20 protein-coding genes are annotated in these 21,683 nt (G+C 57.4%); 11 read left to right on the top strand and 9 right to left on the bottom strand.

Annotated elements, in window-relative coordinates:
* Positions 1 to 52 precede the first annotated feature (52 nt).
* The 3 genes from panB to panD all read left to right on the top strand — a co-directional run bounded on the left by panB (position 53) and on the right by panD (position 2,184).
* Positions 53 to 844 carry a 3-methyl-2-oxobutanoate hydroxymethyltransferase gene (panB, locus tag ACOI7Z_RS15855; RefSeq protein ID WP_086075018.1) on the top strand — a complete coding sequence of 264 codons (792 nt, stop codon included), beginning with the start codon at positions 53 to 55 and terminating at the stop codon, positions 842 to 844.
* Positions 845 to 855: 11 nt separating this feature from the next.
* Complete coding sequence (gene panC / locus ACOI7Z_RS15850) at positions 856 to 1,710, top strand: pantoate--beta-alanine ligase (RefSeq protein ID WP_086075019.1); 855 nt, start codon at positions 856 to 858, stop codon at positions 1,708 to 1,710.
* A gap of 93 nt (positions 1,711 to 1,803) precedes the next feature.
* Positions 1,804 to 2,184 carry an aspartate 1-decarboxylase gene (panD, locus tag ACOI7Z_RS15845; RefSeq protein ID WP_004204397.1) on the top strand — a complete coding sequence of 127 codons (381 nt, stop codon included), beginning with the start codon at positions 1,804 to 1,806 and terminating at the stop codon, positions 2,182 to 2,184.
* Between the two features lie 36 nt (positions 2,185 to 2,220).
* On the opposite strand, the gene ACOI7Z_RS15840 is transcribed toward panD, so the two are convergent.
* From ACOI7Z_RS15840 to ACOI7Z_RS15825, 4 genes are all read right to left on the bottom strand, one after another.
* Positions 2,221 to 3,474: a polysaccharide deacetylase family protein gene (locus ACOI7Z_RS15840; protein WP_023292008.1), complete on the bottom strand. Its 1,254-nt coding sequence runs from the start codon at positions 3,472 to 3,474 to the stop codon at positions 2,221 to 2,223.
* Positions 3,475 to 3,532: 58 nt separating this feature from the next.
* The gene (locus ACOI7Z_RS15835; protein ID WP_065882749.1) at positions 3,533 to 3,973 is read right to left on the bottom strand and encodes a PTS sugar transporter subunit IIA; all 441 of its coding nucleotides are present in this window, start codon (positions 3,971 to 3,973) and stop codon (positions 3,533 to 3,535) included.
* A gap of 122 nt (positions 3,974 to 4,095) precedes the next feature.
* The gene (locus ACOI7Z_RS15830; RefSeq protein ID WP_004204389.1) at positions 4,096 to 4,866 is read right to left on the bottom strand and encodes an ABC transporter permease; all 771 of its coding nucleotides are present in this window, start codon (positions 4,864 to 4,866) and stop codon (positions 4,096 to 4,098) included.
* Positions 4,863 to 5,789 (bottom strand): ABC transporter ATP-binding protein, encoded by a 927-nt coding sequence (locus tag ACOI7Z_RS15825; protein WP_004204387.1) that lies wholly within the window; start codon positions 5,787 to 5,789, stop codon positions 4,863 to 4,865. The genes ACOI7Z_RS15830 and ACOI7Z_RS15825 overlap by 4 nt, the downstream gene beginning before the upstream one ends.
* Positions 5,790 to 5,967: 178 nt before the next feature.
* Between ACOI7Z_RS15825 and can the strand changes: the two genes are divergently transcribed.
* On the top strand, positions 5,968 to 6,630 hold the full coding sequence (can, locus tag ACOI7Z_RS15820) for a carbonate dehydratase (protein ID WP_004204385.1): 663 nt from the start codon (positions 5,968 to 5,970) through the stop codon (positions 6,628 to 6,630).
* A 48-nt stretch (positions 6,631 to 6,678) separates the two neighbouring features.
* Here the strand turns inward: can and hpt are convergent, their stop codons facing one another.
* Positions 6,679 to 7,215 (bottom strand): hypoxanthine phosphoribosyltransferase, encoded by a 537-nt coding sequence (gene hpt, locus ACOI7Z_RS15815; protein ID WP_004204384.1) that lies wholly within the window; start codon positions 7,213 to 7,215, stop codon positions 6,679 to 6,681.
* A 4-nt stretch (positions 7,216 to 7,219) separates the two neighbouring features.
* On the bottom strand, positions 7,220 to 7,339 hold the full coding sequence (locus ACOI7Z_RS15810; RefSeq protein ID WP_032426021.1) for a hypothetical protein: 120 nt from the start codon (positions 7,337 to 7,339) through the stop codon (positions 7,220 to 7,222).
* Between the two features lie 79 nt (positions 7,340 to 7,418).
* Between ACOI7Z_RS15810 and ACOI7Z_RS15805 the strand changes: the two genes are divergently transcribed.
* Positions 7,419 to 9,809, top strand: a complete 2,391-nt coding sequence (locus ACOI7Z_RS15805; protein WP_032455031.1) for a glucose/quinate/shikimate family membrane-bound PQQ-dependent dehydrogenase — start codon at positions 7,419 to 7,421, stop codon at positions 9,807 to 9,809.
* Positions 9,810 to 9,883: 74 nt separating this feature from the next.
* On the opposite strand, the gene cueO is transcribed toward ACOI7Z_RS15805, so the two are convergent.
* A complete protein-coding gene (gene cueO, locus ACOI7Z_RS15800; protein ID WP_043521999.1) occupies positions 9,884 to 11,485 on the bottom strand; it encodes a multicopper oxidase CueO in 1,602 nt (533 codons plus the stop codon).
* 145 nt (positions 11,486 to 11,630) lie between these two features.
* Here cueO and ACOI7Z_RS15795 point away from each other — a divergent pair, with 145 nt between their 5' ends.
* From ACOI7Z_RS15795 to speD, 5 genes are all read left to right on the top strand, one after another.
* The gene (locus ACOI7Z_RS15795; protein WP_004204381.1) at positions 11,631 to 11,978 is read left to right on the top strand and encodes a YacC family pilotin-like protein; all 348 of its coding nucleotides are present in this window, start codon (positions 11,631 to 11,633) and stop codon (positions 11,976 to 11,978) included.
* A 245-nt stretch (positions 11,979 to 12,223) separates the two neighbouring features.
* Positions 12,224 to 12,634, top strand: a complete 411-nt coding sequence (locus tag ACOI7Z_RS15790; protein WP_023292003.1) for a hypothetical protein — start codon at positions 12,224 to 12,226, stop codon at positions 12,632 to 12,634.
* A 653-nt stretch (positions 12,635 to 13,287) separates the two neighbouring features.
* Positions 13,288 to 14,478 (top strand): FKBP-type peptidyl-prolyl cis-trans isomerase N-terminal domain-containing protein, encoded by a 1,191-nt coding sequence (locus ACOI7Z_RS15785; RefSeq protein ID WP_165454425.1) that lies wholly within the window; start codon positions 13,288 to 13,290, stop codon positions 14,476 to 14,478.
* Between the two features lie 147 nt (positions 14,479 to 14,625).
* Entirely contained in the window at positions 14,626 to 15,486 is an 861-nt protein-coding gene (gene speE / locus ACOI7Z_RS15780; protein ID WP_065882751.1) for a polyamine aminopropyltransferase, read from the top strand.
* A 24-nt stretch (positions 15,487 to 15,510) separates the two neighbouring features.
* A complete protein-coding gene (gene speD, locus ACOI7Z_RS15775) occupies positions 15,511 to 16,305 on the top strand; it encodes an adenosylmethionine decarboxylase (protein ID WP_004204375.1) in 795 nt (264 codons plus the stop codon).
* A 156-nt stretch (positions 16,306 to 16,461) separates the two neighbouring features.
* On the opposite strand, the gene yacL is transcribed toward speD, so the two are convergent.
* Together yacL and acnB are read right to left on the bottom strand one after the other, a co-directional pair.
* The gene (gene yacL, locus ACOI7Z_RS15770; RefSeq protein ID WP_004204373.1) at positions 16,462 to 16,824 is read right to left on the bottom strand and encodes a protein YacL; all 363 of its coding nucleotides are present in this window, start codon (positions 16,822 to 16,824) and stop codon (positions 16,462 to 16,464) included.
* A 187-nt stretch (positions 16,825 to 17,011) separates the two neighbouring features.
* Positions 17,012 to 19,609 (bottom strand): bifunctional aconitate hydratase 2/2-methylisocitrate dehydratase, encoded by a 2,598-nt coding sequence (gene acnB / locus ACOI7Z_RS15765; protein ID WP_004204372.1) that lies wholly within the window; start codon positions 19,607 to 19,609, stop codon positions 17,012 to 17,014.
* A gap of 431 nt (positions 19,610 to 20,040) precedes the next feature.
* Here acnB and ACOI7Z_RS15760 point away from each other — a divergent pair, with 431 nt between their 5' ends.
* On the top strand, positions 20,041 to 21,675 hold the full coding sequence (locus ACOI7Z_RS15760; protein ID WP_087849889.1) for a DUF3300 domain-containing protein: 1,635 nt from the start codon (positions 20,041 to 20,043) through the stop codon (positions 21,673 to 21,675).
* Positions 21,676 to 21,683 lie beyond the last annotated feature (8 nt).

The raw sequence follows: 21,683 nt of genomic DNA, 5'->3' as shown, positions 1-21,683 counted from the left end.
AATGCTGCTGTTAGAATGCCGGTTAATATGACTTTCATCATCAGGAAATGTTATGAAACCGACCACCATTGCCCTGCTGCAGAAATGCAAACAGGAAAAGAAGCGCTTTGCCACCATTACCGCCTACGACCATAGCTTCGCGAAGCTGTTCGCCGATGAAGGCATTAATGTGCTGCTGGTGGGCGACTCGCTGGGAATGACGGTGCAGGGTCACGACTCCACCCTGCCGGTCACCGTGGAAGATATCGCCTATCACACCCGCGCCGTCCGCCGCGGCGCGCCGAACAGCCTGCTGCTCGCCGACCTGCCGTTTATGGCCTACGCCACGCCGGAGCAGACCTTCGAAAATGCCGCCATCGTGATGCGCGCTGGCGCCAATATGGTCAAACTCGAAGGCGGCGCCTGGCTGGCCGAGACCGTGAGGATGCTGGCGGAACGCGCGGTGCCGGTTTGCGGCCACCTCGGCCTGACGCCGCAGTCGGTGAACGTATTCGGTGGCTATAAAGTGCAGGGCCGCGGCGATGCGGCGCAGACCCTGTTTGAAGACGCGTTAGCGCTGGAAGCGGCAGGCGCGCAGGTGCTGGTGCTGGAGTGCGTCCCGGTCGCCCTGGCGAAACGCATCACCGAAGCCCTGACCATTCCGGTGATCGGCATCGGCGCGGGCAACGTCACCGATGGGCAGATCCTGGTGATGCATGACGCTTTCGGCATTACCGGCGGCCACATTCCGAAATTTGCCAAAAATTTCCTTGCCGAGGCGGGCGACATCCGCGCCGCGGTGCGGCAGTATATTGCCGAAGTCGAATCCGGGGTCTATCCGGGCGAAGAACACAGTTTCCATTAAGGAGTCTTGTTGTGCTGATTATAGAATCCGTGCTGCTGCTGCGTCAGCATATCCGCCGTCTGCGTCAGGAAGGCAAGCGTATCGCGCTGGTCCCGACGATGGGCAACCTGCATGATGGTCATATGAAGCTGGTTGATGAAGCCAAAGCCAGCGCGGACGTGGTGGTGGTCAGTATTTTCGTCAATCCGATGCAGTTTGACCGCGCCGATGACCTGGCGCGCTACCCGCGCACCCTGCAGGATGATTGCGAAAAGCTGAACAAGCGTCATGTCGACTTTGTCTTCGCGCCGACGCCAGCGGAAGTCTACCCGCAGGGCACCGAAGGCCAGACCTACGTCGACGTCCCCGGTCTGTCCACTATGCTGGAAGGCGCCAGCCGTCCGGGCCATTTTCGCGGCGTGTCGACCATCGTCAGTAAGCTGTTCAACCTGGTTCAGCCAGACGTCGCCTGCTTTGGCGAGAAAGACTTCCAGCAGCTGGCGCTGATCCGCAAGATGGTTGCCGACATGGGCTACGATATCGATATTATCGGCGTGCCGATCGTCCGCGCGAAGGATGGCCTGGCGCTGAGCTCGCGTAACGGCTATCTGACCGCCGACCAGCGCAAAATCGCCCCCGGTCTGTATAAAGTGCTGAGCGCGGTGGCGGAAAAACTGGCCGCCGGCGACCGTCAGCTCGACGAGATCATCGCTATCGCCGAGCAGGAGCTGAACGAGAAAGGTTTCCGCGCCGACGACATTCAGATCCGCGATGCCGACACCCTGGTTGAGCTGACCGACGCCAGCCAGCGCGCGGTGATCCTGATGGCCGCCTGGCTCGGTCAGGCCCGCCTGATCGACAACCAGATCGTCACGCTCGGTCAGTAGACAGCGGGTAAAAATCGGGCAATACTTGCCCGGGCTTTTCTCAGGGCGGACGTCGTGTCCGCTCTGCTACATTAAGGTTGAAGGGTAGAAGTTATGATGCGTAATATGCTGCAGGGCAAGCTCCACCGCGTAAAAGTGACGCAGGCTGACCTGCACTATGAAGGTTCCTGCGCCATTGACCAGGACTTCCTGGATGCGGCCGGTATTCTGGAGAATGAAACCATTCACCTCTGGAACGTCACCAACGGCAACCGTTTCTCCACCTACGCCATTGCCGCCGAGCGGGGTTCCAGAATCATCTCCGTTAACGGCGCCGCCGCGCACTGCGCCAGCGTCGGCGATATCCTGATCATCGCCAGCTTTGTCACCATGTCTGACGAAGAGGCGCGCCGCTGGCAGCCCAACATCGCCTATTTCGAAGGCGACAACGAAATGAAGCGCCAGGCGAAAGCGATTCCGGTGCAGGTCGCCTGATGACCACGGCGCAGCGCTCAGGCGCAGCGCTGAAGTTTACCCCTGCGGCTGGTTACTGATCAGCCGCGACATCGTCTCCAGCGAATCCGTGCGTAAGATATATAACCGCTTTAGCAGAAACGGATTGTCCCCCGGCTTCACCTTCCCACGCACCGTCGTCACCGCCATATGAAACCCGGCGTCATTCGCCGCCTGCACCGCCGTGGCGTTATAGCCGCCGAAGGGATAGGAAAGGTAGAGCACATGTGGATTAAACTGGCTCAGCGCCCGGCGCGAACGGGCAAAATCAAACAGAATATTATGGTAATTGCGGCTGAATAAGATCGGCCGCCGGCCGGCGTCCACCCGGTGCAGGAAGTGGGTATGCGACTGAATGTCAAAGACGTCCTGGATCTGCCGGAGCTCAGAAATGCTCATGAACTGCAGCGATTTCGGATCCCATTGCTGCGGATGACGCTTGATGCGCGAAGAGATAATAAAGGCGGTGGCGTGGAAGCCATACTGTTTCAACACCGGATAGGCGTAGCGGTTTACCGATTTCAAACCGTCATCGAAGGTAATGGCGACTGCCCGCGCCGGAAGGTTAATTTTATTGCGCACGTAGCCTTCCAGCTGATACAGGGTCAGCGTGGTATACCCCTGATCCCGCAGCCAGGTCATCTGGTTATTGAAGGCGCGTACCGAGGTGGTGGTCGAGGTATGGCGGAAACGGGTGTTCTCTTCGTCACGCAGAATATGGTGATAGGTCAGCACGGGGATCCCGTTATCCTCCTGCGCATCCAGACTGCTGACCCACGCCAGCCGATCGCCAATGCGGATCTGAAACCAGGTCTGATTGAGGCGGTCTTTCAGCTTGCTGAGGATCGGATAGCGCAGATTATTGGCCAGCGTGCCGAACGGCGCGCTGCTCACTGAGGGAGCGTCATAGAGCGGTGTATCTTTCCAGGTGAGTAAATTCTGGTTACTCAGCGGCTTATTGAGATCCCCCAGACGGTCCTCCACCCGCTGCTTCCCCTGCACTGGCTCCAGATGGCCCTTGTCAATAAACCCGGTGCCGAAGCCGAAGCGAAACTCATAGTAATCAGCCGCCGTCGGGACAACCGCGAGGATCTGCCCGGCACGCACATTGCCCACGCTGACCACATGGTTCCCCACCTGCGCCCAGATCACCGCGTCTTCGGTGGTTTGCATATAGCGCACAGGTTTGCCCTGCTGACTAAGCAGACTGGCGGAGGCGCTGAGTGAGGTCAGTAAAAGAAGCAGAGTAAAAAATCGGACAAGCATGCGCATCGAACCGGTAAACCATCAACGGCGGTTATTGTAACAAAAGCGGCATCTGTCCCGCTGCTTAATTTCCAAAGGTATCATGACGCAACCGGAACGGGGGGTTCTTCTGCTGCTGATGCCACAGGCTGCTCACCATAGGCCCGCCCGCGCTGACGATAGCCTGGCGAAACGCCTCGCTGCTTAACGTGTCCCGCAACAGATACATTCCCTCAAGTAATGAATAGCTGACGCCGGAGATCACTTCGCAGTGGGTATGTTTGTGGCTCATCAGCGCCGCGGCCCGATAAGGCGCCGCGCCGGTTCTGTCGGTTAGGAAAATGACCCCGTCCCCGGAGTCGGTGGCATGCAGCGCATCGCACATCATCCGGCTCAACATATTGCTGCTGAGATTGCGCCAGTAATTGACCGCCCGGCACTGGGCCAGCGGACCAAATTTTTGTTCAAGACGATCCAGCATCTCCTGCGCCAGCTCATCGTGGCAGGTAATGACCCAACCAAGCATGCTTCCCTCCTTAGCCAGCCAATAATGTAGCAAGGGGAAGATGGCGTATCGGTGATGGGGGTCAAAGATAAGCGGTTAGCGCTTCGCGTATTGACGTCCGGAAGCGCTAACCGTGATGAGTATCAGCTACGCAGGCCGCGTCCGCGCTGGATTAACGACCAGCAGAGGAGATAGAAGGCGACGATGAAGACCACCAGCACCGCAAAGGTGGTCACCAGCGGCACATCATTGATACCGAGGAAGCCGAAGCGGAAGCCGCTGATCATGTAGACGATGGGGTTCAGATGCGACAGCCCCTGCCAGAACGGCGGCAGCAGGGTCAGCGAGTAGAACACCCCGCCGAGATAGGTCAGCGGCGTCAACACAAAGGTCGGGATCAGGCTGATGTCATCGAAGGTCTTGGCAAACACCGCGTTCAGCAGTCCGGCCAGCGAGAACAGCACCGCGGTGAGGAGCAGCGTCAGGGCGACAAACAGCCAGGAGTGAACCTGGAACGGCACAAAGAACAGCGACACCGCGGTCACCAGGATACCCACGCACAGCCCGCGCGCCACCCCGCCGCCCACGTAGCCGGCGATAATCACGTGCGTCGGCACCGGCGCCACCAGCAGCTCCTCAATGTTGCGCTGAAACTTGGCGCTGAAGAACGACGAGGCGACGTTGGCGTAAGCGTTGGTGATCACCGCCATCATGATCAGGCCCGGCACGATAAACTGCATGTAGGTAAAGCCATGCATCTCGCCGATGCGCGACCCGATCAGGTTGCCGAAAATCACGAAGTACAGGGTCATGGTGATCACCGGCGGCACCAGCGTCTGCACCCAGATGCGCATAAAACGGTGGATCTCTTTGGTCCAGATGCTTTTCAGCGCGACCCAATAAAGCTGCATCATGCTGACTCTCCTTTTCGCTCATGCACCAGGGTGACAAACAGCTCTTCCAGACGGTTGGCTTTGTTACGCATACTCAATACCTGCACCCCCTGGGCGCTCAGCTGCGCAAAGACGCTGTTAATCCCCTGCTCGCGCAGGACCTCCACTTCCAGCGTCGAGGTATCGACCAGCTGATACTGGTAGCCCTCGAGCTTCGGCACCGGGCTTTTTGGCGCGAGGTCGAGAATAAAGGTCTCTGATTTCAGCTTCGACAGCAGCGCTTTCATCGAGGTGTTTTCCACCAGCGTACCGTGCTGGATGATGCCGATGTTGCGGCACAGCATTTCGGCCTCTTCCAGATAGTGGGTGGTAAGAATAATGGTGGTTCCGCGATCGTTGAGATCCTTGAGGAAGCCCCACATCGAGCGGCGTAGTTCGATATCGACGCCGGCGGTCGGCTCGTCGAGGATCAGCAGCTTCGGCTCATGCATCAACGCGCGAGCGATCATCAGGCGGCGCTTCATCCCGCCAGAGAGCATCCGCGCGCGTTCGCTGCGTTTTTCCCACAGATCGAGCTGTTTTAAGTACTTTTCGCTGCGGGCGATGGCTTCTTTACGTTCAACGCCGTAGTAGCCCGCCTGGTTAACGACGATCTGCTGCACGGTCTCGAACGGGTTAAAGTTAAACTCCTGCGGCACCAGGCCAAGCTGGCGCTTGGCGTTGACGACGTCTTTCTCCAGATCGTAGCCAAAGACATTGACCTGACCGGAGGTTTTGTTCACCAGCGAGCTGATGATGCCGATCGTCGTGGATTTTCCCGCCCCGTTCGGGCCCAGCAGGGCATAGAAATCCCCCGCTTCAACCTGCAGGTCAATTCCCCGCAGCGCCTGAACCCCGCCGGGGTAGGTTTTTTTGAGCTGTTTTAATTCCAGAGCAATGGTCATTAAATATCTCTTCTCGTGTCATGACACGTCATTAACCCGCCTGACTGACGTTTGCGCTGTACTGGCGCGGCCAGCGCATCTGCAGCCAGAAGTATCACGGGTTAAGATGGTTTTAAAAAAGGTGAGCTTACCCTATATTAGCGCAACGCACTTACTTGGTTACAGGCCGATAACGTCCATGAATGATATAGATACACTCATCAGCAACAATGCACTATGGTCAAAAATGCTGGTGGAAGAGGACCCCGGCTTTTTTGAGAAACTGTCGCAAACGCAGAAACCGCGCTTCCTGTGGATTGGCTGTTCTGACAGCCGCGTACCCGCTGAGCGACTCACCGGCCTGGAGCCAGGCGAACTGTTTGTGCATCGTAACGTGGCGAATCTGGTGATCCACACCGACCTCAACTGCCTGTCGGTGGTGCAGTATGCCGTCGATGTTCTCGAAGTCGAGCACATTATTATCTGCGGCCACTACGGCTGCGGCGGCGTACAGGCGGCGGTGGAGAACCCGGAGCTGGGGCTCATCGACAACTGGCTGCTGCATATCCGCGATATCTGGTTTAAACACAGCTCGCTGCTGGGGGAAATGCCGGAGGAACGCCGGCTGGATACCCTTTGTGAACTGAACGTAATGGAGCAGGTCTACAACCTGGGACATTCGACGATTATGCAATCGGCGTGGAAGCGCGGACAGAAGGTGACCATCCACGGCTGGGCATATGGCATTCACGACGGACTGCTGCGCGATCTGGATGTGACCGCCGTGAGCCGGGAAACCCTTGAACAGCGCTATCGCCACGGGATCTCCAACCTCAAGATCAAGCACATCAACCACAAATAGCCTTCAGACTTAGCCACTCTGGCGCGCGCGCCAGAGTGGGATATCCCCTTACTCGTCCAGCAGGGTGACTTTGCCGATATACGGCAGATGGCGGTAGCGCTGAGCGTAGTCGATACCGTAGCCCACCACGAACTCGTCCGGAATGGCGAAACCGACGAACTCAACCGGAACATTCACTTCACGGCGGCTTGGTTTATCCAGCAGCGTACAAATGGCCAGCGACTTCGGCTCGCGCAAGCTGAGGATCTCACGCACTTTAGACAGGGTATTGCCGGAGTCGATGATATCTTCCACGATCAGAACGTCTTTACCACGGATGTCTTCGTCCAGATCTTTGAGGATTTTCACATCACGGGTAGTGGACATGCCGCTGCCGTAGCTCGAGGCGGTCATAAAATCGACTTCATGCGGCACCTGCACTTCACGGCACAGGTCGGCCATGAACATAAACGAGCCGCGCAGCAGCCCCACCAGCACCATTTCGCTGCCGCTGTCCTGATAATGTTCGTTGATTTGACGACCCAGTTCCGCGATGCGCGCTTTGATCTCGGATTCCGGGATCATCACTTCTACAGTATGTTTCATAAGACTAACCATTTGATTCTAAATATAAATCATCAAAGCCGCTGCTTTCGCCCCGACGATGACCGGCAAGCCATCCAGTATACCAGCAAAAAGAAATCTGCGGTGCAGGGATTAATAAAGCCATATTTGTGATTCCGATCACACTTGTTAAATCCTATAATTAATTGCAGTTAAAAAATTAACAAACACATGAGTAACTTTCTATGGCTGAAACAAAGTCTCAACAATCAAGGCTCCTGGTGACGCTGACTGCGCTATTTGCAGCGTTCTGCGGCCTCTATCTTTTAATCGGCGGAGCATGGCTGGTCGTGCTTGGCGGCTCCTGGTACTACCCCGTCGCCGGTCTGGTGATGCTGGGCGTGACCGTGATGCTGTTCCGCGGCAAGCGCGCTGCGCTGTGGCTGTACGCCGCGCTGCTGCTGGCGACCATGATCTGGGGCGTCTGGGAAGTCGGCTTCGACTTCTGGGCGCTGACGCCGCGTAGCGATATCCTCGTCTTCTTTGGTATCTGGCTGATCCTGCCCTTTGTCTGGCGTCGTCTGCCGGTGCCTTCCGCTGGCGCCGTAGGCGCGCTGGTCGTCGCCTTGCTGATCAGCGGCGGCATGCTGACCTGGGCCGGTTTTAACGACCCGCAGGAGATCAACGGCACTCTGAGCGCCGACGCCACCCCGGCGGCGCCGATCTCCAACGTTGCCGACGGCGACTGGCCGGCCTATGGCCGCAACCAGGAAGGCCAGCGCTTCTCCCCGCTGAAGCAGATTAACGCCGACAACGTGAAGAACCTGAAGGAAGCCTGGGTGTTCCGCACCGGCGACCTGAAACAGCCGAACGATCCGGGTGAAATCACTAACGAAGTGACGCCGATTAAAGTCGGCGACACGCTCTTCCTGTGTACCGCCCACCAGCGTCTGTTCGCGCTTGACGCCGCCTCCGGTAAAGAGAAGTGGCATTTTGACCCGCAGCTGAACGCCGACCCGTCGTTCCAGCACGTCACCTGCCGCGGTGTCTCGTATCACGAAGCGAAAGCGGATAACGCCCCTGCCGACGTCGTCGCCGACTGTCCGCGCCGCATTATCCTGCCGGTGAACGATGGTCGCCTGTTCGCAGTGAACGCCGACAACGGTAAGCTGTGCGAAACCTTTGCCAACAAAGGTATTCTCAACCTGCAGACCAACATGCCGGTGACCACGCCGGGCATGTATGAACCCACTTCCCCGCCGATTATCACCGATAAGACCATCGTGATTGCCGGCGCAGTTACCGATAACTTCTCTACCCGCGAGCCATCAGGCGTGATCCGCGGCTTTGATGTGAATACTGGTAAACTGCTGTGGGCCTTCGATCCGGGCGCGAAAGATCCGAACGCCATCCCAAGCGATGAGCATCACTTCACGCTCAACTCACCCAACTCCTGGGCGCCTGCCGCCTACGACGCCAAACTTGATCTGGTCTATCTGCCGATGGGCGTGACCACTCCGGATATCTGGGGCGGTAACCGCACGCCGGAGCAAGAGCGCTATGCCAGCTCGATTGTCGCGCTGAACGCCACCACCGGTAAGCTGGCCTGGAGCTACCAGACCGTCCACCACGACCTGTGGGATATGGACATGCCTTCGCAGCCGACGCTGGCTGACATTGAAGTCAACGGCAAAACCGTGCCGGTCGTCTATGCTCCGGCGAAAACCGGCAACATCTTCGTGCTGGATCGCCGTAACGGCGAGCTGGTGGTCCCGGCCCCGGAAAAACCGGTTCCGCAGGGCGCCGCCAAAGGCGATTACGTCGCCAAAACCCAGCCTTTCTCCGATCTGAGCTTCCGTCCGAAGAAAGATCTGACCGGGGCGGACATGTGGGGCGCCACCATGTTCGACCAGCTGGTGTGCCGCGTGATTTTCCATCAGATGCGCTATGAGGGTATCTTCACCCCGCCATCTGAGCAGGGCACCCTCGTCTTCCCGGGTAACCTGGGGATGTTTGAATGGGGCGGTATCTCCGTCGATCCGAACCGTCAGGTGGCTATCGCCAACCCGATGGCGCTGCCGTTCGTCTCTAAACTGATCCCACGCGGCCCGGGCAACCCAATGGAGCCGCCGAAAGATGCGAAAGGCTCAGGCACCGAGTCCGGCGTGCAGCCGCAGTACGGCGTCCCGTACGGCGTCACCCTGAACCCGTTCCTGTCGCCGTTCGGTCTGCCGTGCAAACAGCCGGCCTGGGGCTATATCTCCGCGCTGGATCTGAAAACTAACGAAGTGGTATGGAAAAAACGTATCGGTACCCCGCAGGACAGCCTGCCGTTCCCGATGCCGGTTAAACTCCCATTCACCATGGGTATGCCGATGCTGGGCGGTCCGATCTCCACGGCGGGCAACGTTCTGTTCATCGGCGCGACCGCGGATAACTACCTGCGCGCGTACAATATGAGCAACGGTGAGAAGCTGTGGGAAGCCCGTCTGCCAGCCGGCGGTCAGGCCACCCCGATGACCTACGAAGTGAATGGCAAACAGTATGTTGTCATCTCTGCCGGCGGTCACGGCTCGTTCGGGACCAAAATGGGCGATTATATCGTCGCCTATGCGCTCCCGGATGAGGCGAAATAAAACGCAAAACGGCAACGAAAGTTGCCGTTTTTTTTGTCTTTATCCCCTCTCCCACGCGCCTGGGCTATACCGCCCTAAACCGTGAACCCCAACATCATCCCGGTGTCTTCATGTTCCAGCAGGTGGCAGTGGGCCATATAGGCAAACTCCTTCGGCGCCGGATGATCAAACTTCACTAATACTTCACTCACGTCCCCTTCCACACGCACGGTGTCTTTCCAGCCGCGACGATGCGCCGCTGGCGGCTTGCCGTTTTCGCTCAGGATGCGGAACTGGGTGCCGTGGATATGGAACGGATGCAGCATCATGTCGCCCTTACCCGAAATCACCCAGCGCTCATACTGGCCTCTGGCGGCGGCAAACATCGGCACATTCATGTCGAAGGCTTTGCCGTTGATGCGGTTGGCGTTATGGAAATCAAATCCCTTGCCCGACGACATGCCATGATCCATGCCGGACCCGTGGTTCATGTTGCTCATGTCGCCGTGGTGCATATTCCCCATGTCGCCCATCCCGCCGTGCCCCATCATGCCGTGATCCATCCCTGCCATCGCCTGATCGCCATATTTCTCCATCAGCGCCTGCATGCCCATCCTGTCGAGCATCGGATCCATCGACAGCTGGAGCTGACGCTGCGTCAGCCCCGTCAGAGAAGGTAGCGCCGGCATAGCGGCCAGGGTATCCAGCAGCTTACCGGAGGCAGGAATGACCAGCGGCTGGACGCGCAGTACCGGCTGTGGTTTATCAAAAGGCGCAATGGCCATGCCCATCTGGCTCACCGGCAGGGTCACCAGATCAAAAGGTTTGCCGTCGCTGGTGTCCACCAGCACCTCAAAACGCTCCCCCATCAAGACCGGCAATTCATTGACCTTCACCGGCTCTGCCAGCAGACCGCCGTCGCTGGCCACCACGTACAGCGGGCGCTTATCGCTGGTCGCAAAATTGAGGGAACGGGCATTACAGCCGTTCAGCAAGCGCAGACGTAGCCAGCCTCGCGGGGCGGCATGTTCAGGATACAGAGCGCCATTGGTCAGCAGCGTATCGCCAAACCAGCCGACGGCAGCGCTCATCACATCCAGCTGATAATCAATTTCGCCAGCGGCGGTAAACTTCTTGTCCTGCACAATCACCGGTACATCATCGATTCCCCACTGCTTCGGCAACAGCAGGCGTCCGCTCTCTTCATCCTCGATCAGCACCAGCCCCGCCAGCCCCATCGCCACCTGCCGACCGGTGGTCCCGTGCTGATGCGGGTGAAACCAGCAGGTGGCCGCCCGCTGCGTTGGCGTGAAGCTCACCGTCCGAGTGGCGCCCGGGGCGATGACCCCCTGCGGTCCTCCGTCGACCTCGCCGGGTACCTCCAGACCATGCCAGTGCAGCGTCGTCTCCTCTGCCAGCTGGTTGGTAATGTCCACCGTGATAGCCTTCCCCTGCGTCAGCTGCAGCGCGGGACCCAGTAGCGAACCGTTATACCCCCAGGTGGTGGCGTTCAAAGCGCCAAACTGCGTTTTGCCCGCCTGGATGGTCAGCGCGATACGGTTGCGCGCATCAGCCGTCAACAGCGGCGGTACCGGCAGGGCCGGGCGACTGGCCGCAAAGACCGCACGGCTCCAAAGCGGTAACGCGCTGGCCATGCTGACCGCAGCGGTCAGTTTGAGGAAGTCTCGACGTTGCATATTCACATCCTTTTATTCTGCGGGCGAATATTTGAGCTTAAACCCTACCGTAACGGGAAGGTCAAGCAGAAGAGTAAGAATAAAGATCGGCGCTGTGTAAAGAAGTATGCTAATTTGAAGCGTCGGTGATCTAACGGTAGAAAAAATGAAGACGCTTTTCAGAACAATGGTACTCGGCAGCCTGCTTACTCTCTCCGCCAACAGCTACGCGCTCAGCGAATCAGAAGCGGAAGACATGGCTGATTTAACCGCGGTTTTTGTGTTTCTGAAAAACGACTGTGGCTACCAGAACCTGCCCAACACGCAGATCCGTCGCGCCTTGGTGTTCTTTGCTCAGCAGAACCAATGGGATCTGAGCAACTACGACAGCTACAACATGAAAGCCCTTGGCGAAGACAGCTATCGCGATCTCAGCGGCATTAACCTTCCGACGGCGAAAAAATGTAAAGCGCTGGCCCGCGATTCACTTAGCCTGCTGGCTTACGTCAAATAATTTCCCGCGCGGGCGGCAACGCGCCGCGCTTTTCCCCGACTCACCCGCCTTTAGTATTTACCATTATTATTTTATACAAAATAAATTTTATCTACCTCGCAATATATCAAGCCAATAAATAAATTAAACCCGTACTAACAGCCCTGCCAGATAAAAACAATAAAATATCCCAGATGATATATTGCAAAATAAAAAGCAGCCTTTTAGAATCCGTTGAAAATATATCTACTTCATGGACTGAAATTGTGAATATCTCGCTGACTCTTCGTATTATTCCACTTGCCGCTATGTTATTAGCCGGCTGTAGCAATACCGCCCCTCGCCAGCAGGTAAAACCGCTCACCACCCCGCTAACGTCGCAGCAGCAGGCAGAGCAGGAGCGAGCGGCCAGCGAACAAGCGCGCATTGAATCCTGCCGACAGGCGCTGGACTCGCTAAAAGAGGTTAACCCACAGCAGGCAACCAAACTCAGCAATGACTTCAATGCCTTAGTGCGTGCGGCGTCACAATATAACAGCGTGCGCGAGAAAGTGGCGGATCCCACCCGGCTTGGCATTGACTCCATGTATCAGTTTAAATCCATCAAATTGTGCGCCGATATTCAGAAAACGCTAATCGATAGCCTGGTACAGCGGGGTGAAAGCAAGCAGCCATGAACAGAGCCGCCACGCTGACCCTCAACGCGCCCCTGCTGATGCTCGTCGCGGCGCTGGCGCTTTCAACACCTTTCTTCGCCGGCGCCGCGCCGGCGTTTCTTGACTACGCCCAGCAGCAAACCCAGGCGCATGAAAAAAGCGATGCTGCAACCGCAAAGCAAACGTCAGGCGATCGTCAACCTGCAGATAATAAAAAAAAGACGCCCAATACCGCACAATTGCAAAAAAGAATCGTCAACCAGCAGGCGACGATTGAGCAAAAAAATAAAACTATTCAGCAATTAAAAAAACAGCTTGCTAACACTCCGGCCACAGAAACCTCCATCGCGAATGAGCATGCGGCCTTAAATAACAAAATAAAAGAATTACAGATCGCCTTAACCGCCGCCACCGCGAAAAATGAGGCGTTAATTAAAAAAGAAGGCGCAGTCCAGAATACGACTCTGCAGCAAAGTCAGGCCGCCGCGCTGAAGCAGATCCAACAATTAACGTTACAGCTTCAGCAAGCCGCAGCTGAAAATAAACGGCTCAGCGCCAGCCTCACCGCTCTGAATACAGATAAGCAGACGCTGGCTAACCGGCTCGCCGCGGCAGAGAAGGCGCAGCAGACCACCCTCGACCAGGTCAAAACCCTTAACGCCGACAAACAGCCGTTGGTCAACCGGCTGGCGGCGACGGAAAAAGAGAAGCAGACCGCCCTCGACCAGGTCAAAACCCTTAACGCCGATAAGCAGTCTCTGGCTAACCGGCTGGCGGCGGCGGAAAAAGAGAAGCAGGCTGCTCTCGACCAGGTCAAAACTCTTAACGCTGATAAACAGCCGCTGGTCAACCGGCTGACGGCGGCCGAAAAAGAGAAACAGGCCGCCCTCGACCAGGTCAAAGCACTTAACGCCGACAAACAGCCGCTGGTCAACCGGCTGGCGGCGGCGGAAAAAGAGAAGCAGACCGCCCTCGACCAGATCAAAACCCTTAACGCCGATAAGCAGTCGCTGGCTAACCGGCTCGCCGCGGCGGAGAAAGCGCCATCGAGCCGCGCCGATGCCGCCGTGGCGGCAAAAGATGAGCCCCCCGAGATGGCGGCCATAGTGGCGGCCTATCGCCTGCAGGCGGACAAAGATAACGCCCAGCTGCGGATGAAAGAGGATGAAATCCAGCTGCTGCGGACGCAGCTGACGGTCACGCCGAGAAATACCACCGGCAAAACCGCCGCCAAACTCAGCGCGCCAGGTGAACAGCAGGCTTACGCCATCGGCGCCTCGATGGGTACAGAGGCGCTTAACGTCCTCACGACTCGTCGCACTCAGGGAGTTAACGTCGACGCTGGCCTGGTGCTGCAGGGCATCGAAGATGCTTTCAGCGGCCAGCTTCGCCTCGGCGAACAGGCGCGTAATAAAGCGCTGTTTGACATTTCACAGCAGGTTTTCCAGAACCTGAATAAAATCGAGCAGAAAAACATCAGCGCCGGTCAGAAATACCAGCAGGCGTTTGCGCGCAAAAAAGGTGTGGTCTTCAAAGAGGGCGTCTACAGCCGTATCGATTACCCGGGTAAAGGAAAGATTAGCGGCAACGATCTGGTGACCGTGGTGATCAAAGAGATGCTGACGGACGGAACGGTGATCAATGATATGGAGACGAAAGATCAGGCGCTTACCCAGAAACTGGATGCCTATCCCCCGGTATTTCGCGGGCCGCTGAAGCGCCTGCAGAACCACGGCTCCGTGACGCTGGTCGTCCCGCCCGACAAAGCCTATGGCAGTAAAGGGTTGCCACCGAAGATCCCCCCAGGCGCCACCATGGTCTATTCCGTGCGGATAGTGGATAGCCAACCCGCGCCGGCAAAATAGCCCTGTCTCCCCACCGCCCTCTCCGGGCGGTGCTGTTATTCCTGCCGAATTGCTGCAATAACCGCCGTGCATCCTCATCTATAGTTGTCTATGATGTTGCACTCGTTTTACGAGTGTAACAGATGTTAACGAAGGAGGAGCCTCACCGTGGCCGATAATCCACTGTGGCATGAAACGCTGCATGACCATTTTGGTCAGTACTTTAGCGTTGATAACGTGCTGTACCACGAAAAAACCGATCATCAGGATCTGATCATCTTTGACAACCACGCCTTTGGCCGGGTGATGGCGCTGGATGGCGTCGTGCAAACCACCGAACGCGATGAGTTTATCTATCACGAAATGATGACCCACGTGCCGCTGCTGGCTCACGGCAACGCCAAGCATGTCCTGATCATCGGCGGCGGCGATGGCGCGATGCTGCGCGAAGTCTCTCGTCATCGCAGCATCGAAAGCATCACCATGGTGGAAATCGACGCCGGGGTGGTCTCATTCTGCCGCCAGTACCTGCCCAACCATAGCGCCGGCGCCTATGACGATCCGCGCTTTACGCTGGTGATTGATGACGGCGTCAATTTTGTTAACCAGACGACGCAAACGTTTGATGTGATCATTTCAGACTGTACCGACCCTATTGGCCCGGGGGAAAGCCTCTTCACCTCGGCTTTTTATGAAGGCTGCAAACGCTGCCTGAATCCGGGAGGGATTTTCGTTGCGCAGAACGGCGTCTGCTTCCTGCAGCAGGATGAAGCGGTCGGCAGCCATCGCAAACTGAGCCACTATTTTCGCGACGTCAGCTTCTACCAGGCGGCGATTCCGACCTATTACGGCGGGATTATGACCTTTGCCTGGGCGAGCGACAACGAGGCGCTGCGCCATCTTTCCAGCGAAATCATTCAGGCGCGCTTTCACAAAGCCAACCTGACCTGCCGTTACTACAATCCGGCAATCCATACGGCGGCCTTCGCCTTACCACAATATCTGCATGATGCTCTGTCCGCACCGTGAAGCGAAATAAGGGGGTGAACTAAATTGAAAAAATTGAAGCTGCACGGCTTTAACAACCTGACCAAAAGCCTGAGTTTTTGTATCTACGATATCTGTTACGCCAAAACGGCAGAAGAGCGCGACGGCTACATCGCCTATATCGACGAACTTTATAATGCCAATCGCCTGACAGAGATCCTGAGCGAAACCTGCTCTATTATTGGCGCTAATATCCTGAATATCGCCCGCCAGGATTATGAACCCCAGGGCGCCAGCGTGACCATTCTGGTAAGCGAAGAGCCCGTCGACCCGCGGCTTATCGACCAGACCGAACACCCCGGCCCGCTGCCTGAAACCGTGGTCGCCCATCTCGATAAAAGCCATATCTGCGTGCATACCTATCCGGAGAGCCACCCGGAAGGCGGCCTGTGCACCTTCCGCGCCGATATCGAAGTCTCTACCTGCGGGGTTATTTCACCGCTCAAAGCGCTGAACTATCTGATTCACCAGCTGGAATCGGACATTGTGACCATTGACTACCGCGTGCGTGGCTTTACCCGCGACATCAATGGGATGAAGCATTTTATCGATCATGAAATCAACTCAATTCAGAACTTTATGTCTGACGATATGAAGTCGCTGTATGACATGGTCGACGTCAACGTTTATCAGGAAAATATCTTCCATACCAAAATGTTGCTTAAGGAGTTCGACCTTAAGCACTACATGTTCCATACCCGACCGGAAGAGTTGACCGCTGAAGAGCGCAAGGTCATTACCGACCTGCTGTGGAAAGAGATGCGCGAGATTTACTACGGCCGCAATATTCCTGCCGTGTAATGCCTCAAATGCCCGGCGGCGCTTTTGCTTGCCGGGCCTGGGTTCTGCGCCGGCTGGAAGCGGGGGAAAGGTACTCGTCGCGACCCGGAGATGTGCCCTGCGCACGCGACGCTTAGCCGGGCTACGGTTTTCCGCAGCCCGGCGCAAAACGAGTCATCAACGCTGCTGCATAAACTCACGATAGGCGGCAACCACCTGCAGGAAATCCTCAACACCGCACAGAGAGAGGCTTTCTTCGTCGTAGTAGCTCATCCCCTCCTCGATTTCGTCGCCGGAAAATTCCAGCTGATTGGCGCGGATCATCACCTCTTCGCCATCCAGCCACAGCGTATATTCATGTCCGGCACGCTGCCAGGAACGTTCACTGCCTTTCACGGTGCGCGCAGCCTGCTCCACTTCGTCAAGCAGAGCAAGATTGTCTTTCACCTCCTCGTTGAACCAGTGGCCAATCGCCTCGTGATCCATCGACATTCGCACCTTTACCACTCCGGTAATATCGCGCAGAAATTCGTAGTCCATCGTCTTTTCCTCTGCAAGGGCAATGCGTCACCGCTGCACTGTACCCATGGAGTAATTATCGCAGCAGACCGAAAGAAAAAAAGCGTAACAGGCAGGAGGTTTGGAAATAAAAATGCCCGGTGATGCAATGTTCACCGGGCATTGGGGAGTTTGTAGCCAAACGGTCAGCCGGGCTGACCGGATAGTTTTACACCGCGGTCTGGAAGATCACGCCGTCAGCTTTTTCAGTGTACTGATCCAGCTGGTTGAAGTTCAGATAGCGATAGGTATCTTCCGCTGTCTTATCCACCTGCGCCACGAAGGTCTGGTACTCTTCCGGCGTCGGCAGTTTACCGAGCAGAGAAGCCACCGCTGCCAGCTCGGCAGAGGCCAGATAGACGTTAGCGCCGGTACCTAAACGGTTCGGGAAGTTACGGGTAGAGGTGGAAACCACCGTCGCACCGTCGGCGACGCGCGCCTGGTTACCCATACACAGGGAACAGCCAGGGATTTCGATACGCGCCCCGCTCTTACCAAATACGCTGTAGTAACCTTCTTCGGTCAGCTGCGCGGCGTCCATACGGGTTGGCGGCGCCACCCACAGGCGAGTCGGCAACTGGCCTTTGTGGCTGTCCAGCAGCTTACCGGCGGCACGGAAGTGGCCGATGTTGGTCATGCAGGAGCCGATGAACACTTCGTCGATTTTCTCGCCCTGTACGTCAGACAGCAGGCGGGCATCGTCCGGATCGTTCGGCGCGCACAGAATCGGCTCTTTGATATCCGCCAGATCGATGTCGATCACTGCCGCGTATTCCGCGTCAGCATCGGCTTCCAGCAGCTGCGGATCCGCCAGCCATTTCTCCATGCCCTGGATACGACGCTCCAGGGTACGGCGGTCGCCGTAGCCTTCGGCGATCATCCACTTCAGCAGGACGATGTTGGAGTTCAGATACTCAACGATCGGCTCTTTGTTCAGCTTGATGGTGCAACCTGCAGCAGAACGTTCAGCGGAGGCATCGGTCAGCTCGAACGCCTGCTCCACTTTCAGATCCGGCAGACCTTCAATCTCAAGGATGCGGCCAGAGAAGATGTTTTTCTTACCTTTCTTCTCAACGGTCAGCAGGCCCTGCTTGATGGCGTACAGCGGGATCGCGTGGACCAGGTCGCGCAGCGTAATGCCCGGCTGCATTTTACCTTTGAAACGCACCAGCACCGATTCCGGCATATCCAGCGGCATCACGCCGGTCGCGGCGGCGAAGGCCACCAGACCAGAGCCCGCCGGGAAGGAGATACCGATGGGGAAACGGGTGTGGGAGTCGCCGCCGGTGCCCACGGTATCCGGCAGCAGCATGCGGTTCAGCCAGGAGTGGATCACGCCATCGCCCGGACGCAGCGAGACGCCGCCGCGGTTCATAATGAAGTCCGGCAGAGTATGATGCGTGGTGACGTCAACCGGCTTCGGATAGGCCGCAGTGTGGCAGAAGGACTGCATCACCAGGTCAGCGGAGAAGCCCAGGCACGCCAGGTCTTTCAGTTCATCACGGGTCATTGGACCGGTGGTGTCCTGAGAACCGACGGAGGTCATTTTCGGCTCGCAGTAGGCGCCCGGGCGGATACCGGCAACGCCGCAGGCGCGGCCAACCATTTTCTGCGCCAGCGAGAAGCCGCGGGTGCTTTCCGCTACGTCTTTCGCCTGACGGAAGACATCGCTGTGCGGCAGACCCAGCGCTTCACGGGCTTTGGTGGTCAGGCCGCGACCGATGATCAGCGGGATACGGCCGCCGGCACGAACTTCGTCGATCAGCACATCGGTTTTCAGCTCGAAGCTGGCCAGCAGTTCGTTGGTCTCGTGATTACGCACTTCGCCTTTGAACGGGTAAACGTCGATGACGTCGCCCATGTTCAGGTTTGACACATCCACTTCGATAGGCAGCGCGCCCGCATCTTCCATGGTGTTGAAGAAGATTGGCGCGATTTTGCCGCCCAGGCACAGACCGCCGCCGCGCTTGTTCGGCACGTTCGGGATATCGTCGCCCATAAACCACAGCACCGAGTTGGTGGCCGATTTACGTGAAGAGCCGGTCCCGACCACATCGCCGACGTAGGCCAGCGGGTAGCCTTTCTGCTGCAGGGCTTCGATCTGTTTGATCGGGCCAACCACGCCCGGCTGATCCGGTTCAATGCCTTCGCGGGCGTTTTTCAGCATCGCCAGGGCGTGCAGTGGGATATCCGGACGCGACCAGGCATCCGGCGCCGGAGACAGGTCATCGGTGTTCGTTTCGCCAGTGACCTTGAAAACGGTAACGGTGATTTTCTCTGCCAGCTGCGGGCGGTTCAGGAACCACTCAGCGTCGGCCCAGGATTGCATAACCTGTTTAGCGTGCTCGTTACCCGCTTTCGCTTTCTCTTCCACGTCGTAGAAGTTATCGAACATCAGCAGAGTATGGGACAGCGCTTTCGCGGCAATCGGCGCCAGTTTCGCGTCGTCCAGGGCATCGATCAGCGGGTGGATATTGTAACCGCCCTGCATGGTGCCCAGCAGTTCAACGGCTTTTTCAGGGGTAACCAGGGGGGAGGTCGTTTCGCCTTTGGCGATCGCGGCAAGGAATCCAGCTTTAACATAGGCGGCTTCGTCGACGCCCGGCGGTACACGGTTAATCAGCAGGTCTAACAGGAATTCTTCTTCGCCCGCAGGCGGGTTTTTCAGCAGTTCTACCAGCGCGGCCATTTGGGTTGCATCTAAGGGTTTGGCAACAATCCCCATGGCGGCACGCTCAGCTACGTGCTTACGGTATTCTTCTAGCACGACGGTTCTCCTCGCTTCTCATTGTCATAATGCGGCCTACACCTCTTCAATCAATCTGCTTCGGTATTGGCAGTTTGCCGCCTTGACGCATCTTGAAGGATTTAGTGGCTGGGCGATTTTCTTCACGCTCCTGTGAGACAGCAGTTTGTAGGGTAAATGCCCGATACCGCGTCGGCAGCATAGCAGGATTTTTGAAAGGTGTTAATCTGTTTACAAAAAAGCAACATTAAAATTTAGCTGAATCGTTAAGGGCAGGATATTGCAGGCTTTCTGTTCAAATCCCGCGACAAAAATTCCTTTCCGCGTACAACGCCATGGACCGATCCCAACAATCATCAATAAAAAGCCATACCGCTTACTTATACTCAGCAAACGCGCCGTTTTCGCCGATACTTTAGCGAGATGGGTTACTTTTTGGGTCAGGAGCTTCTATGTCACTGCCGTTCAAACCCCATATTATCGCCCTGCTCTGTAGCGCTGGCTTACTCGCGGCGGCGGGAACACTCTATGTGCAAAGCCGTACTCCAGAGACGGTCACTCAGCCGACGGCGCAGCCTGCGCCAGCGCCAACGCCAGCCGCACCCGCCGCCGCGCAGCCAGTGGCCGCCACCTACACCCAGGCGCAGATTGACCAGTGGGTAGCCCCCATCGCGCTCTACCCGGACAGACTGCTGTCGCAGGTGCTGATGGCTTCCACCTACCCGGACAACGTCATGCAGGCGGTGCAGTGGTCCCAGGATAACCCTACCATGAAAGGGGATCCCGCCGTTCAGGCAGTTGCCAGCCAGCCATGGGATCCCAGCGTCAAATCGCTTGTCGCTTTCCCTGCCCTGCTGGCGATGATGGGTGAGAATCCGCCCTGGGTGGAAAATCTGGGTAATGCGTTTTTGGCCCAGCCGCATGATGTGATGGACTCGGTGCAACGCCTGCGTGCCATCGCCCAGGAGACAGGGACGCTGAAATCCACGCCGCAGCAAAAAGTGATTGTCGCCGCAGCGGCGCCTGTGCCGGCCACCACTTCGAAAAGCAGCACCGTATCAACGTCAAGCACTACCGCGGCGGCGCCTGCGCCGACCCAGGTCATAAAAATAGAACCGACCGACCCGCAGGTGGTCTATGTTCCCAACTACAACCCCTCCACCGTCTATGGTACCTGGCCGAATAGCGCCTATCCTCCGGTCTATCTGCCGCCCCCTCCCGGGGAGCAGTTTACCGATAGCTTCGTGAAAGGATTCGGTTACAGCCTGGGCGTGGCGACCACCTGGGCGCTGTTCAGCAGCATCGACTGGGATGATGATGATGACTACCACCATCACGATGACGACTACCACCGCGGGGAATACTCGCATAATGGCGATAACATCAATATCAATGTGAATAATTTTAACCGCATTACCGGACAAAACCTGCCGGGCGACCACGTAAACTGGCAGCACAATCCCGCCTATCGCGGTCACGTGCCATACCCCGATAATACCGTCGCCCAGCGCTTTCATCAGACCAACGTATCCGGCGGACTGAGCGCGACCCAGCATGCGCCGGTCGATCGTGAGGCGCAGCGCCAGGCGGCAATGACCCAGCTTCAGCAGCGCAGCGCGTCGACCGCCATGGCAGGCAACCTGGCGGCAAACACTCCCTCGCGCGATGCCCAGCGTCAGGCGGCCTCGGCGCAGTTGAAACAAGCCACCCAGCGCAGCAACTACCGCGGTTACGACAGCGCGCCGACATCAACCCAGCAGCGTCGAGACGCGGCGAAAGCGCAGTTGAAAAACCCGACGCCGCAGCAACAGCAGCGTAGGGAAACCATTAAGAACCACGAGCAGAATGCTAAACCGCAGCAGCAACAGCGCCGGCAGCAGCTCCATTCCGCCACGCCCGCCCAGCGTCAGCAGACGGTCAATCATCTGCGCGCCAGCGCCCTTAGCGGCAACGAAAGCCGCGCCCCCTCCTGGCAAGCGCAGCAGGAACGGGGACGACAGAGTCGTCAGTTTTCCAGCGTAAACCGCGAGCAGCGCGACGGCGCCAGAGAGCGTCTTTCTGAACACCATGAACTACGCCGCCGCTGAGGATGAGC

The organism is Klebsiella sp. C283 (assembly GCF_048822555.1).
In the GTDB taxonomy this organism is placed as follows: Bacteria; Pseudomonadota; Gammaproteobacteria; order Enterobacterales; family Enterobacteriaceae; genus Klebsiella; species Klebsiella quasipneumoniae.
Note: the sequence above shows the minus strand (reverse complement) of the source record. Positions and strands in the feature narration are given on the sequence as shown.

Excerpts from the sequence above, each read along its gene's own strand:
- panB (WP_086075018.1), top strand. The coding sequence starts at position 53 with ATGAAACCGACCACCATTGCCCTGCTGCAGAAATGCAAACAGGAAAAG.
- cueO (WP_043521999.1), bottom strand. The coding sequence starts at position 11,485 with ATGCAACGTCGAGACTTCCTCAAACTGACCGCTGCGGTCAGCATGGCC.
- ACOI7Z_RS15830 (WP_004204389.1), bottom strand. The coding sequence starts at position 4,866 with ATGATGCAGCTTTATTGGGTCGCGCTGAAAAGCATCTGGACCAAAGAG.
- ACOI7Z_RS15825 (WP_004204387.1), bottom strand. The coding sequence starts at position 5,789 with ATGACCATTGCTCTGGAATTAAAACAGCTCAAAAAAACCTACCCCGGC.
- ACOI7Z_RS15795 (WP_004204381.1), top strand. The coding sequence starts at position 11,631 with ATGAAGACGCTTTTCAGAACAATGGTACTCGGCAGCCTGCTTACTCTC.
- ACOI7Z_RS15760 (WP_087849889.1), top strand. The coding sequence starts at position 20,041 with ATGTCACTGCCGTTCAAACCCCATATTATCGCCCTGCTCTGTAGCGCT.
- ACOI7Z_RS15810 (WP_032426021.1), bottom strand. The coding sequence starts at position 7,339 with ATGGCTTTATTAATCCCTGCACCGCAGATTTCTTTTTGCTGGTATACT.
- ACOI7Z_RS15835 (WP_065882749.1), bottom strand. The coding sequence starts at position 3,973 with ATGCTTGGTTGGGTCATTACCTGCCACGATGAGCTGGCGCAGGAGATG.
- can (WP_004204385.1), top strand. The coding sequence starts at position 5,968 with ATGAATGATATAGATACACTCATCAGCAACAATGCACTATGGTCAAAA.
- ACOI7Z_RS15840 (WP_023292008.1), bottom strand. The coding sequence starts at position 3,474 with ATGCGCATGCTTGTCCGATTTTTTACTCTGCTTCTTTTACTGACCTCA.
- ACOI7Z_RS15805 (WP_032455031.1), top strand. The coding sequence starts at position 7,419 with ATGGCTGAAACAAAGTCTCAACAATCAAGGCTCCTGGTGACGCTGACT.
- yacL (WP_004204373.1), bottom strand. The coding sequence starts at position 16,824 with ATGGACTACGAATTTCTGCGCGATATTACCGGAGTGGTAAAGGTGCGA.
- hpt (WP_004204384.1), bottom strand. The coding sequence starts at position 7,215 with ATGAAACATACTGTAGAAGTGATGATCCCGGAATCCGAGATCAAAGCG.
- panD (WP_004204397.1), top strand. The coding sequence starts at position 1,804 with ATGATGCGTAATATGCTGCAGGGCAAGCTCCACCGCGTAAAAGTGACG.